This is a genomic window from Streptomyces sp. NPDC025833, from assembly GCF_055558055.1.
In genome coordinates, this window is sequence record NZ_JBVHNF010000008.1 from 82,722 (window position 1) to 95,855 (window position 13,134).

11 protein-coding genes are annotated in these 13,134 nt (G+C 74.0%); 5 read left to right on the top strand and 6 right to left on the bottom strand.

Annotated features, from left to right (window positions below; all coding sequences use genetic code 11):
- Nucleotides 1–70 precede the first annotated feature (70 nt).
- On the top strand, nt 71–1,015 hold the full coding sequence (locus ACZ4K2_RS15675; protein ID WP_467468668.1) for an RNA polymerase sigma factor SigF: 945 nt from the start codon (nt 71–73) through the stop codon (nt 1,013–1,015).
- A gap of 387 nt (nt 1,016–1,402) precedes the next feature.
- Here the strand turns inward: ACZ4K2_RS15675 and ACZ4K2_RS15680 are convergent, their stop codons facing one another.
- Entirely contained in the window at nt 1,403–1,597 is a 195-nt protein-coding gene (locus ACZ4K2_RS15680) for a hypothetical protein (protein WP_467468667.1), read from the bottom strand.
- Between the two features lie 206 nt (nt 1,598–1,803).
- Here ACZ4K2_RS15680 and ACZ4K2_RS15685 point away from each other — a divergent pair, with 206 nt between their 5' ends.
- The 4 genes from ACZ4K2_RS15685 (at nt 1,804) to ACZ4K2_RS15700 (ending at nt 6,293) form a co-directional block, all read left to right on the top strand.
- Nucleotides 1,804–2,307, top strand: a complete 504-nt coding sequence (locus tag ACZ4K2_RS15685; protein WP_467468665.1) for a MarR family winged helix-turn-helix transcriptional regulator — start codon at nt 1,804–1,806, stop codon at nt 2,305–2,307.
- A gap of 85 nt (nt 2,308–2,392) precedes the next feature.
- Complete coding sequence (locus tag ACZ4K2_RS15690; protein ID WP_467468837.1) at nt 2,393–4,843, top strand: MFS transporter; 2,451 nt, start codon at nt 2,393–2,395, stop codon at nt 4,841–4,843.
- A gap of 104 nt (nt 4,844–4,947) precedes the next feature.
- Nucleotides 4,948–5,769: a YceI family protein gene (locus ACZ4K2_RS15695; RefSeq protein ID WP_467468663.1), complete on the top strand. Its 822-nt coding sequence runs from the start codon at nt 4,948–4,950 to the stop codon at nt 5,767–5,769.
- Between the two features lie 53 nt (nt 5,770–5,822).
- Nucleotides 5,823–6,293, top strand: coding sequence for a PPOX class F420-dependent oxidoreductase (locus tag ACZ4K2_RS15700; protein WP_467468661.1), 471 nt, complete (start codon nt 5,823–5,825; stop codon nt 6,291–6,293).
- Nucleotides 6,294–6,325: 32 nt separating this feature from the next.
- Here ACZ4K2_RS15700 and ACZ4K2_RS15705 read toward each other — a convergent pair whose 3' ends face one another.
- From ACZ4K2_RS15705 to ACZ4K2_RS15725, 5 genes are all read right to left on the bottom strand, one after another.
- A complete protein-coding gene (locus ACZ4K2_RS15705; protein ID WP_467468659.1) occupies nt 6,326–7,084 on the bottom strand; it encodes a TetR/AcrR family transcriptional regulator in 759 nt (252 codons plus the stop codon).
- 161 nt (nt 7,085–7,245) lie between these two features.
- The gene (locus ACZ4K2_RS15710; RefSeq protein WP_467468658.1) at nt 7,246–9,384 is read right to left on the bottom strand and encodes a glycosyltransferase family 39 protein; all 2,139 of its coding nucleotides are present in this window, start codon (nt 9,382–9,384) and stop codon (nt 7,246–7,248) included.
- A complete protein-coding gene (locus ACZ4K2_RS15715; protein ID WP_467468656.1) occupies nt 9,381–10,751 on the bottom strand; it encodes a bifunctional glycosyltransferase family 2/GtrA family protein in 1,371 nt (456 codons plus the stop codon). Before ACZ4K2_RS15715 ends, ACZ4K2_RS15710 begins: the two co-directional genes overlap by 4 nt.
- Nucleotides 10,752–10,765: 14 nt before the next feature.
- Entirely contained in the window at nt 10,766–12,391 is a 1,626-nt protein-coding gene (locus tag ACZ4K2_RS15720; protein WP_467468654.1) for a sensor histidine kinase, read from the bottom strand.
- Entirely contained in the window at nt 12,388–13,128 is a 741-nt protein-coding gene (locus ACZ4K2_RS15725; RefSeq protein WP_467468652.1) for a response regulator transcription factor, read from the bottom strand. The genes ACZ4K2_RS15720 and ACZ4K2_RS15725 overlap by 4 nt, the downstream gene beginning before the upstream one ends.
- Nucleotides 13,129–13,134 lie beyond the last annotated feature (6 nt).

The window sequence follows — 13,134 nt, forward strand, 5'->3', positions numbered from 1 at the left end:
ATTCAGGTGAGGGCCGCGTTACCCGGAAGAGAACGCGGCCGCGACCGTCCCGCGACCCAAAGGGGGTGGCATGTCCGCAGACCAGGGCAGCTCGAAGGTGCTGACGCCCACGAAGAGCGAGGCAGCGCCCAAGGAGCTCGACGCTCTCGACGTCCTCGACGGCTTCGAGGGCGTCACGGCCCTCGAAGCCGTGCCGTCCCAGGCCGCCGACCCGGCCGTCGAGGTGGTCCTGCCGGCCCCGCAGACCACGGCGAACCTCGACACCCGCACGCTGTCCCGGTCCCTGTTCCTGCGGCTGGCCGTGCTGGACGAGGACAGTCCCGAGCGGGCCTACGTCCGGGACACCCTGATCGAGCTGAACCTGCCGCTGGTCCGGTACGCCGCCGCGCGCTTCCGCTCCCGCAACGAGCCGATGGAGGACATCGTCCAGGTCGGCACGATCGGCCTGATCAAGGCGATCGACCGCTTCGACTGCGAACGGGGCGTGGAGTTCCCGACGTTCGCGATGCCGACGGTGGTCGGGGAGATCAAGCGCTTCTTCCGGGACACCTCGTGGTCGGTCCGGGTCCCGCGCCGGCTCCAGGAGCTGCGGCTGGCCCTCACCAAGGCCAGCGACGAGCTGTCCCAGAAGCTCGACCGCTCCCCCACCGTGACGGAGCTGGCCGCCGTGCTCGGCGTCTCCGAGGAGGACGTGGTCGACGGCCTGGCCGTGGGCAACGCCTACACCGCCTCCTCCCTCGACTCGCCCGCCCCGGAGGACGACGGCGGCGAGGGCTCCCTGGCCGACCGGCTCGGCTACGAGGACACGGCCCTGGAGGGCGTGGAATACCGCGAGTCCCTCAAGCCCCTGCTGGCCAAACTCCCGCCCCGCGAGCGGCGGATCATCATGCTGCGCTTCTTCGCCAACATGACCCAGTCGCAGATCGGCGAGGAGGTCGGCATCTCCCAGATGCACGTCTCCCGGCTGCTGACCCGGACCCTGGCCCAGCTGCGCGACGGGCTCATCTCCGACTGACCGGCCGCCGGAGCGCCGGGTACGGACGCGGCCGGCCGACGGGGTACCGGTCACCACGACGGGACGCCGCGGCCCGGCACGCCCCGTACGCCGGCCCGGGCATCCGGCCGCCGAGGCGCCGTGACGGCAGCGTCGGCGGCCGTCGCCCGTCCGGGCCGCGTGCGCACCGGCCGCCCGCGGGAGCGGCGCTCCGGGCGGCGGCCGCACCGCCGCCCCTCCACCGGGGCGGCGCGGTCGTACATTCGTCCGAGGTGTCGTCGAGGACGCACGCGGTCGACGCGCCCGGTCGACACACACAGGTCTACGCGCGCGGCGGCCCGGCGGCCTGCTCGACGGCCGCGGGGCCGCCGGAACCGTTCGTGCCGGGCGCGCCGGAGGGAGCGGTCCCTACTTCAGCGCCAGCCAGGCGATGCCGGCCAGCACGGCGAGCACCACGACGACGCCGACGATCAGGCCGACCCGGGGACCGGAGGGGGCCGCCTGCTGCTGCTGTGCCTGGGGAGCGTCGTCGACGAACGCACGGAACATCTGGGTGCTGCCGGCGGGGTCGTAATTGCCCTGCGGGCCCTGGGTGTTAGCCATGGCCCGAGACCTTAGCGAAGACGGGCCCGGGCCCCCAAGCGGGGGGCCACCAGGACAGACGGGGGCACCTCGCCCGCAGCCACCTGCATATTTACGATCGCAATACTTGCCTTTGCCAAGTTTTTGCGGCGGCCACCCCCAGTTTGTTTGCCTTCAGCAACCAAGCAGTCTTATGGTTGCCCCAAGCAACGAATACGGGAGGTGGGATGGCCGCGCAGACGCAGTTCGAGGAACTGGCGCGTCAGCTCAGCGCCGTCGGAGCCGTGAAACGGGACATGGGGCGGATCCTGCCGCACGACTGCCCGGCCGGCTCGGCCGCCGTGCTGACCCTGCTCGGCCGCCACGGCGACATGCGCATGAGCAAGCTCGCGGAGCTGCTCGCCGTCGACATGTCGGTGACCAGCCGGCACGTCGCGCACGTCGCGGCACGCGGCTGGATCGAGCGGCACCCGGACCCCGCGGACAAGCGCTCGCGCATCCTGCGCCTGACGCCCGAGGGCCTGGAGCAGCTCGACGAGTTGTCGCGGCGGACCACGCACCTGTTCGCCGAACGGCTGGCGGACTGGACCGACGACGAGGTCGGCCAGCTGATCCGGCTGATGACGCGCCTGCGCGAGTCCTTCGGCGACTGCCGGTCCACCCCGGTCCGGCACACCGCGGCCGCCGCCCCCGTGTTCGAAGAGACCACCCGTACACCCGCAAGCACGTAAGAAAAGGAAGCCCATGGCAACGACCACACCAGCCGGTGTGCGGGCTCACGCCAAGCACGGGGGAGGCTCCCACGGCGACGCCCCGATGACGCACCGGCAGATCATGGAGGCGCTCTCCGGGCTGCTGCTCGGCATGTTCGTGGCGATCCTGTCGTCCACGATCGTCTCCAACGCCCTGCCGCACATCATCGGGGACCTCGGCGGCGGCCAGTCCGCCTACACCTGGGTGGTCACCGCCGCCCTGCTGTCGATGACCGCGGCCACTCCCCTGTGGGGCAAGCTCGCCGACCTGTACAGCAAGAAGGCTCTCGTCCAGATAGCCCTGATCATCTACGTGGTCGCCTCCATGGCGGCCGGTCTGTCGCAGAACCCCGGCATGCTGATCGCCTGCCGCGTGGTCCAGGGCATCGGCGTCGGCGGTCTGTCCGCCCTGGCGCAGATCGTCATGGCGGCGATGATCTCCCCGCGCGAGCGCGGCCGTTACTCCGGCTATCTCGGCGCCACCTTCGCCGTGGCCACCGTCGGCGGTCCGCTGCTCGGCGGTGTCATCACCGACACCTCCTGGCTGGGCTGGCGCTGGTGCTTCTACGTCGGCGTCCCGTTCGCGATCATCGCGCTGATCGTGCTGCAGAAGACGCTGCACCTGCCCGTGGTCAAGCGGGATGTCAAGGTCGACTGGTCCGGCGCGTTCTTCATATCCGCCGCCGTCTCCCTGCTGCTCGTCTGGGTCACCTTCGCCGGTGACAAGTACGACTGGATCTCCTGGCAGACCTACACGATGGTCGCCGGTTCGATCGTGCTCGGCGCGATCTTCGTGCTCATCGAGTCCAGGGCGAGCGAGCCGATCATCCCGCTGCGGCTGTTCCGCAACCGCACGATCACCCTGGCGTCGCTCGCCTCGCTGTTCGTCGGTATCGCGATGTTCTCCGGCACCGTGTTCTTCAGCCAGTACTTCCAGCTCGCCCGGGACAAGTCCCCGACGATGTCGGGCGTCATGACCATCCCGATGATCGGTGGTCTGTTCATCTCCTCGACCGTCTCGGGGCAGTTCATCACCCGCACCGGCCGCTGGAAGGCGTGGCTGGTCAGCGGTGGCGTCCTGGTCACGGCCGGGCTGCTGCTGCTCGGCGGCATCCGGTACGACACCGAGTACTGGAAGATGGCCATCTACATGGCCCTGCTGGGTCTCGGCATCGGCATGATGATGCAGAACCTGGTGCTCGCCACGCAGAACCAGGTGGCGCCGTCCGACCTCGGCTCGGCCAGCTCCACGGTCACGTTCTTCCGTTCCCTCGGTGGCGCGGTCGGCGTCTCGGCGCTCGGCGCCGTGATGTCCCACCGGATCACCGACTACGTCAAGGACGGCGTCTCCACCCTCAGCCCGAAGTACCAGGCCGCCCTGGCCGGCTCCGGTTCCACCGACAGCATCCCGGACATGAACTCGCTGCCGGCCCCGATCCGGACGCTGATGGAGAGCGCCTACGGCCACGGCATCGCGGACGTCTTCTTCATCGCCGGCTTCCTGGCCGCCGTCGCCTTCCTGATCACGCTGTTCATCAAGGAGGTCCCGCTGCGGACCATGGGCGCGCTCGCGCAGAGCGCCGAGGGCGAGGCTCCCGTGACCGACCCGGCCGCCACCCCGGCCGTCGCCGAGGCGCAGGTCCCGGCCGCGGTCGCCGCCGCCCCGGTGGCCGACGCCGCCCCGGCCGCGGCCGCCGCCGCGGACACCCGGCCGATGACCGCCGTCGCCACGGCGGCGGACGCCGGCACCTTCGGCGGCACCCCGGTGCACGGCTTCGTCCGCGGCGCCGAGAGCGTCCCGGTCCCGCAGGCCGCGGTCACGCTGATCTCGCTGTCCGGCCGCCAGCTTGGCCGCTCGGTCGCCCAGGGCGACGGCTCCTACACCCTGCGGGCCCCGGGCACGGGCTCGTACGTCCTGATCGCCTCCGCCGACGGCTACCAGCCGCAGGCCTCCACCGTCGTGGTGGGCGAGGAAGCGCTGGCCTACGACATCCTGCTCAGCGGCACCAGCGGGCTGACCGGCGTCGTCCGGGCGGCCGGGAGCGCGCTGCCGGTCAAGGACGCGATGGTCATCGTCACCGACGTGCGCGGTGACCTGCTGGCCACCGCCGCCACCGGGGAGCAGGGCGACTTCGCCCTCACCGACCTGGTGCCGGGCACGGTCACCGTCGCGGTCAACGCGAGCGGGTTCCGGCCGCGCGCCCTGCCGGTCGAGGTCGGCGGCACCGGCGTCACCCGGATCGAGGTCGACCTGGACGCCGGCGCCCGGCTCCAGGGTGTCGTCCGGGCCCCGCACGGCCCGCTGGCCGACGCCCGGGTGACCCTGGTCGACCAGGCGGGCAACGTGGTCGGCACCGCCACCACCGGTGAGGACGGGGCGTACGCCTTCGCCGACCTGGACGGCGGCGAGTACACCGTCATCGCGACCGGCTACCCGCCGGTGGCCACCGCGCTGACCGTGACCGGCACGGGCGTGGACGGCCACGACATCGAGCTCGCCCACCCCGGCGAGTAGTCGGCACCCCGGCCCGTGGCGGCGCGTGCCCCGAGCGGAGGGCGCGCCCGCCGCGGGCCGGTCTCATACGACCAATTTTTGAGCTTTTTCAGGGAGAAAACGGGATGGGACTGACCGCGAAGATCCGTACGCGGGACGGGTGGGCCGTGTCGCACGCGGTCGTCACGGTGACCGACATGACCGGCACGCAGGTACTGCGCGCCGAGGCGGACGCCGAGGGGGCCGTGCGGGACACCACCGAGCTGGCCCCGGGGGCGTACACCGTGATCGTGACCGCGGTCGGGTACGCGCCCGCCGCGTCCAGCGCGATCGTCACCGCGAGCGGCCGGGCCGAGGTCGGCACCGTCACGCTGGCCCGGCAGGGCGGCACCGAGCTGCCCCCGCCCGGTCCCTGGACCATCGACCCGGCGCACTCCTCCGTCGCGGCGGTCGCCCAGCACCTGGGGATCTCCAGTGTCCGCGGCCGGTTCACGGAGTTCGCCGGCACCGTCGAGATCGCGCCCGGCGACGTCGCCGAGTCCCGGGTGGAGGCGGTGATCCGGGCCGCGTCCATCGACACGGGCAACGGCATGCGCGACACGCACCTGAAGTCCGGGGACTTCCTCGACGTCGAGCGGCACCCGGAGATCACGTACCGCTCCACCGGGGTGAGCCCCGCCGGTTCCGACCGCTGGACGGTGCACGGCGAGCTGTCCATGCACGGGGTCGTACGGCCGGTGGACCTGGACCTGGCCTACCTCGGCACCGGCGCGGACCCGTGGGGCGGGACCCGGGCGGCGTTCCGGGCCACCGCCGAGCTGCACCGCGAGGACTTCGCGATGAACTACAACCAGGTCCTCCAGGCGGGCATCGCGGCCATCGGCACCACGCTGAGGGTGGAGCTGGACATCCAGGCCGTGCAGGGCGACACGCTGCCCCAGGCGTAGGCACGGCGGGTTCGGTCAGGGGGGCACGCGCCGCGCCTGGCCAGGCTGCCCCCATGGCACCGAACATCGCTACCAACACCCGTGTGTCGCTGGACGAGCTGCTGGACTTCGTGCGCCCCCGCCACCGCGCGCTGCTGATCACGCGGCGGGCCGACGGCTCGCCCCAGGCGTCCCCGCTGACCTGCGGTGTGGACGACGCCGGCCGGATCGTCGTCTCCACCTACCCCGAGCGGGCCAAGACCCGCAACGCCAGGCGCGACCCCCGGGTCGGCCTGGTCGTCCTCAGCGACGACTGGAACGGCCCCTGGGTCCAGGTCGACGGCACGGCCGAGGTCGTCGACGCCCCCGACTCGGTGGAGCCGCTCGTCGAGTACTACCGCAACATCGCCGGCGAACACCCCGACTGGGACGAGTACCGCAGGGCGATGCTGGCGCAGGGCAAGTCGCTCATCCGCGTCACCCCGGACCGCTGGGGCCCGGTCGCCACCGGCGGCTTCCCGGCCCGCCTGGCCGCGGACGGCTGACCCGCGGCGCCGGCCGCGGCGCGGCGGGGCGGTCAGCCGCGGGCCGCCATCGCCTCGATGCCCGCGATCAGCAGCTCCAGGGCGAAGGCGAAGTCGCGGTCCAGCATCTCGGCGACCGTGTCACCGCCGCGGGCCGCCATCGCCGTCCTGGACTCCTCCATGACGTCGGCGGTCCCCGGCACCTCCTCCGCCGTGGCCATGGCCTGCGCGAAGTACTCGTCCGGGCTGAGCCCGGAGTCCGCGGTGCGGGCCAGGAACTGGCCCTCGAACGTGCCGTAGCCGTACACGAACCGGAAGACGGCCGAGACGGCCCCGGTCACCCCGTGGGCGGGCAGTCCCGCCCGGCGGATGACCCGCTGGATCGCGCGGGAGAAGGCGAGCGCGTTCGGGCCGATGTCGAGGTACCGCCCGGCCAGCGGCGACAGCCAGGGGTGGCGGACCAGTTGCGCCCGGTACGCCGTGGCCAGCTCCCGCAACCGGCCGCGCCAGTCCTCGTCCGGCTGCTCCGGGCCGGGCAGCCGCAGCTCGGCGTAGGTCGCGTCCAGGGCGAGTTCGAGCAGGTCGTCCTTGGTGTCGACGTACCAGTACAGGGACATCGCGGTGACGTTCAGCTCGGCCGCCAGCCGGCGCATGGAGAACCTGTCGAGGCCCTCGGCGTCCAGCAGCCGCACGGACGCCTCGGTGATCCGCTCCCGGTCGAGCCCGGAGGGCTGTCCGCCGCGCCCCCCGCGGCGGGCCCCGCGCTCCAGCCACACGCTGTCCCGCGCCGACCGACCTGCTGCCTTCGTCACCGGCGGCCCTTCCTCGTTCGCGTCCGCTGTCGCACGCATACCCATACACCCACCAGGTCAGGCGGCCGCGCGGGCCGGCCGCCGCGGCGGGTCGCGGACGCGGCCGTGCACCGGGTGGCCGGGGCACCCGGTGCACGGCGGCTTCCCCACCCGGCGGCCGGTCAGCCGCCGGAGCGCCGGGTGAGGTCGTAGAAGGTGGCCGAGCCCACCGTCACCTTCTCGAAGGTGCTCCGGACCCACGCGCCGATGGCGGAGGCGCTGCCGCTGCCGCCCGTGCCGCCGCCCATGTCCCCGCCGGCGATGAAGTAGTGGATCCTGCCCTCCGCGACGTACTCCTCGAACCGGGCGAGGGTCGGGGACGGGTCGGTGCCGTTGAAGCCGCCGATCGCCATCACCGGCCGGCCGGTGGCGAGCTGGTAGCCGGCCGCGTTCTGGGAGCCGGTGGACGCGGCCACCCAGGTGTACCGCGAGGCGTTGTCCGCCAGCAGTTCCGCGGCCTCGGTCGGGACGGCGGCGCCGTTCAGCAGGCCGCCGGCACCGCCGCCGCCCATGCCGGCCGTGCCGTTCTCGCCCGTCGGAGCGCCGCCCGGGAAGCCGCCGCCGGTCCGGCCCGGCAGACCCGGCCCGCCCGGCCGCGTCCCGCCGGGGCCGGGGAAGCCGTTGCCGTTCTGCCGGTCGCGGCCCGGCGGCCCGTCGGGGAAGCCGCCCCGCGGCGCGCCGCCGGGACCGCCGCCCCGCATGCTCGCGCCCGCCGGGCCGGCCGTGACGATCGACCCGGTGTGGCCCTCGCGCAGCGTGCTCAGGGTGTACGCCGTCGGTCCGGCCAGCGCGGCCACCAGGCCCAGCGCCGCCGCCCCGAGGGCGAGCCGCCGGGGGATCCGGCCCGCGAAGACGAGGCCGAACGCGGCCGCCGACCCGCCGATCAGGACCGGCCAGCGCAGCCACGGCAGGTAGTCGGAGGTCCGGTGGAGCAGGACGTACCCCCAGGCCGCCGCCGCGACCACGGCCGCGGCGAGCGTGACCGACGCCCACGTCTCGCGCCGCCGCTCCCACAGCAGCCCGGCGCCCATGCCGGTCACGGCCGCGAGGTAGGGGGCGAGGGCCACCGTGTAGTACTGGTGGAAGATGCCGGCCATGTAGCTGAAGACCGCCGCCGTCGTCAGCAGCGAGCCACCCCAGACCAGGAACGACGCGCGGGTCACGGACGTCCGCCGCAGCCGGCGGGTGGCCACCAGCCCGGCGGCGAGCAGGATCAGCGCGGAGGGCAGCAGCCAGGAGATCTGGCCGCCGGTCTCGGAGTCGAACATCCGGTCCCAGCCGGTCGCGCCCCACATGCCGGTGCCGCCCGCCCCGCCACCGCCGCCCACGCTGCCGGTCTCCTCGCCGTTGAGGCGGCCGAGGCCGTTGTAGCCGAAGGTCAGCTCCAGGAAGCTGTTGTGCTGCGAGCCGCCGACGTAGGGCCGGGAGGAGGCCGGCCACAGCTCGACGACCGCGACCCACCAGCCGCCCGAGACGACCAGCGCGAGCGTCGCCGCGGCCAGTTGCCGAAGGCGCCTCCTCGGCGGCACCGGGGCGCACACCGCGTACACGGACGCCAGCGCCGGCAGGACCAGGAACGCCTGGAGCGTCTTGGCGAGGAACGCGAAGCCGATCACGGCCCCGGCCCACACCAGCCACCTGGTGCGCCCGTCCTCCACGGCCCGGACGACGAGGTAGCACGCCACCGACGTCAGCAGGGCCAGCAGGGCGTCCGGGTTGTTGAACCGGAACATCAGCGCCGCGACGGGGGTGAGCGCGAGCACCGCGCCCGCGATCAGGCCGGCCGCGGGACCGGACCGGCGGCGCACGGCCGCGTACACGACGGCGACGGTCCCCACGCCCATCAGCACCTCGGGCGCGAGGATCGCCCACGAGTGCAGGCCGAAGACCCGCACCGACAGCTCCATCGGCCACAGCGCGGCCGGCGGCTTGTCGACGGTGATGGCGTTGCCCGCGTCCAGCGAGCCGAAGAACAGCGCCTTCCAGGACGTGCTGCCCGCCTGGACGGCCGCCGAGTAGAAGGAGTTGGCGTAGCCGGAGGCGTCGAGGTCGTAGAGGTAGAGCAGGAGGGTGGCGGCCAGCAGGGCGAGCAGGGCCGGGCGCGCCCAGCGGGGGTCCTCGGGCCGGCCGCGCCACAGCCGGCGCCCGAACGGCTGCCGGGGCTCGCCGGCCGCGGGGGCCCGCGCCGGGGCGGTGGGCGGCGGCCCCCAGACGGCCGTACCGTCCGGCGCCGCGGTCGGTGGATCGTACGGTGCGGTCATCGCGGGTCCCCCCGGCCGGTGTCGTGGGGGCGCGCCGGCAGCGTCCGCGCGCTCGCGCCGGCCCGGGTGGCGCGGGCGGCCGGGGCGGGCACGGCGGTCACCGGGTACGCGGCGGCCGGGGCGGGCTCGCGCCGGTCCGGGAAGACCCAGGCGCGGAAGAGCAGGAACCGCAGCACGGTCGCCGCGAGGTTGGCGGCGATGAGCACCGCCAGTTCGGTGGAGCGCCCCGGGCGGTCGGTGGCCGTCGCCAGGGCGGCGAGCGAGCCGCTGGTCAGGGCGAGGCCGATGCCGAAGACGACCAGGCCCTGGGCCTGGTGGCGGACGGCGCCGGACCGGCCGCGCACCCCGAAGGTGAACCGGCGGTTGGCGGCCGTGTTGGCCACGGCGGAGACCAGCAGGGCGAGCGCGTTGGCGGGCTGCGCCCCGCAGAAGTGCCGGAAGACGCCGTACAGCAGCAGGTAGAACAGGGTGGACAGGACGCCGACCACGCAGAAGCCGGCCAGCCGGCGGGCCAGGCCTCGGGGCACGCCGGTCGGTTCGCGGTCGCGCGGGTCGTCCCCGGACGGCCGGGTGAGCCGGTCCAGCGGCAGTGATCCGGTGGCCAGGGCCGTGCCGAGCCGCCACACCCCCTTGAGGTCGTCGGTGGCCGTGCGGACGATGCGGACGGTGGAGTCCGGGTCGTCGACCCAGTCCACCGGCACCTCGTGGATCCGCAGGCCCGCCCGTTCGGCGAGCACCAGCAGCTCCGTGTCGAAGAACCAGCCGGTGTCCTCCACCAGCGGCAGCAGCACCTGCGCCACGTCCCGCCGGATCGCCTTGAAGCCGCACTGGGCGTCGGAGAAGCGGGCCTGGAGCGAACCGCGCAGGATCAGGTTGTAGGCCCGGCTGACGATCTCCCGCCTGGGGCCGCGCACGACCCGGGAGGCGTGGGTGAGCCGGGAGCCGATCGCCAGGTCGGAGTGGCCGGAGATCAGCGGCGCCACCAGCGGCAGCAGGGCGTTGAGGTCGGTGGAGAGGTCGACGTCCATGTAGGCGAGGACCGGGGCGTCCGACGCCGACCAGACGGTCCGCAGGGCCCGGCCCCGCCCCTTCTGCTCCAGGCGGGAGCTGGTGACCTCGGGGAGCTCAGCGGCCAGGCCGGCCGCCAGCACGGCGGTGGTGTCCGTGGAGGCGTTGTCCGCGATCGTGATGCGGAAGGCGTAGGGGAAGGTCCGCGTGAGGTGCGCGTGCAGGCTGCGGACGCACGGTCTGAGGTCCTTCTCCTCGTTGTGGACGGGGATCACCACGTCCAGGACAGGGATGCCGGCGTCCCCGGCCGGGAGGTGCTCCCGCGCCGGCAGGGTGCCGGGAGAAGAGTCGGTTCGCATGGCACCGACTGTCCTCAGGTGCCCTGTCGCACCCATGTGGTGGCACTGTGCCGCGGCTGTGAGTGCGGGCGGCGGTCCGCGGCGGGCTCCGGCGCGGCCGCGTCCGGGGCGGCGGGCAGCCGCACGGTGAAGACGGTGCGTCCGGGGGCGCTGTCCACGGTCACGGTGCCGCCGTGCGCGGCGGCCACGGCCTGCACGATGGCGAGCCCGAGCCCGGTGGAGCCGGTGGCGCGCGAGCGGGCGGAGTCGCCGCGCGCGAACCGCTCGAAGACGTGCGGCAGCAACTCCGCGGGGATGCCCGGCCCGTCGTCCTCGACGTCGACGCACAGCCACGGCCCGCGCCGCCGCACGCGCGCGGTGACGGTCGTGCCGGGCGGGGTGTGGTTGCGGGCGTTGCCCAGCAGGTTGACCAGCGCCTGCTGGACGCGGGCCGGGTCCGCGGGGGCGACGGCCGGTTCGTCGGGCAGGTCGAGCCGCCAGTTGTGGTCCAGGCCCGCCGCGCGGGCGTCGCTGACCGTGTCGACGACCAGCGGGACCAGATCGGTGGGTTCGCACCGCGGCGGCCGTCCGGCGTCGAGCCGGGCGAGCAGCAGCAGGTCCTCGACGAGGAGGGTCATCCGCCCGGCCTCGGACTCGATGCGGCCGAGGGCGTGCCGGGTGTCGGGCCCGATCCGCTCGCGGCCGCGGCGGGTCAGCTCGGCGTATCCCAGGATGGAGGCGAGCGGGGTGCGCAGTTCGTGGCTGGCGTCGGCGACGAACTGCCGTACCCGTGTCTCGCTCCGCTGGCGGGCGTGCAGGGCGCCGTGGACGTGGTCGAGCATCCGGTTGAGCGCGGTGCCGACCCGGCCGACCTCGGTGTGCGGGTCGCACTCGGACTCCGGGACCCGCTCGCTGAGGTTCACCTCGCCGGTGTGCAGCGGGAGTTCGGAGACCCGGGTGGCGGTGCCGGCCACCTTGCGCAGCGGGCGGGTGGCGACGCCGACGAGGACGTACCCGGCGATGCCGGCGGCGACCAGGCCGGCCACGGTGACGCTGACCTCGATGAGGATCAGGGCGTCGACGTTGTCGTCGACGTCCTTGGTCGGGATCGCGACGTAGTAGGTGCCGTTGGGTCCGCTGACGTACTGGGCGCGGTAGCCGCCGAGGCCGGGCAGGTCCGCGGTGTGTCCGTGGCGGTCGCGGGGGACCGCGTCGAGCGCCGCGAGCTGCGCCCTGGTCAGCGGTGCGGGGCTGATCGAGAAGTCGTCAGCGGACGTGCGGCCGACCCGGCCGTCGGTCGTCCGCCCGCCGGCCACCCGGGCCACGACCGTGCTCTGCGAGGGCTGCGGGCCCCGGCTGACGAAGCCGCCGAGGTCGAACGGGCGGCCGGGCTGCTGTCCGGCCGGCCGGCCGCCGGGCGGGACGGTGTCCTTGGCGCCGTCGGCCGGGCCGAACCGGCCGGACGCCCGGATCGCGACCTCGCCCAGCCGGCCGTCGAGCTGCGCGTACAGGTGCGAGCGCAGCGCCAGCGTGGTGACGGTCCCGATCACCGCGCAGACCACGGCGATGAGCACCATCGAGGCGGCGACGAGCCGGGTCCGCAGGGTGCGCGGCTTCGCCTCACCGGGTCTGCGGGCGCGCGGCCGTCGCCGTCCGCTCATGACACGGCGGGCTTGATCAGGTAGCCGGCGCCGCGCCGGGTGTGGATCATCGGCTCGCGCCCGGCGTCGATCTTCCGCCGCAGGTAGGAGATGTACAGCTCGACCACGTTGGCCTGGCCGCCGAAGTCGTAGGACCAGACCCGGTCGAGTATCTGCGCCTTGCTGAGCACCCGGCGCGGGTTGCGCATGAGGAAGCGCAGCAGTTCGAACTCGGTGGCGGTGAGGTGGATGGACGTGCCGCCCCGCGTGACCTCGTGGCTGTCCTCGTCCAGCGTCAGGTCGCCGACCACGAGCACGGATTCGGAGCGCCGGTCGGCGGCGCCGGAGCGCCGGATCAGTCCGCGCAGCCGGGCCACGACCTCCTCCAGGCTGAACGGCTTGGTGACGTAGTCGTCCCCGCCGGCGGTGAGTCCGGCGATACGGTCCTCGACGGCGTCCTTGGCGGTCAGGAACAGCACGGGCACGTCGGGCAGTTCGCGGCGCAGCCGGCCCAGCACGGCGAGCCCGTCCATGTCCGGGAGCATCATGTCGAGCACGACGGCGTCGGGCCGGAACTCCCGGGCCGCCTGGACGGCGCCCTGCCCGTCCCCGGCGCTCCTGATCCGCCAGCCCTCGTACCGGAGGGCCATGCCGATCAGTTCGGTGATCGACAGCTCGTCGTCCACCACAAGCACTCGGACGGGGCTCCCGTCCGGCCGCAGCAGTTCGGTGCGCCCCCGGGGCGTGGTCGTGGTCATGCTGGA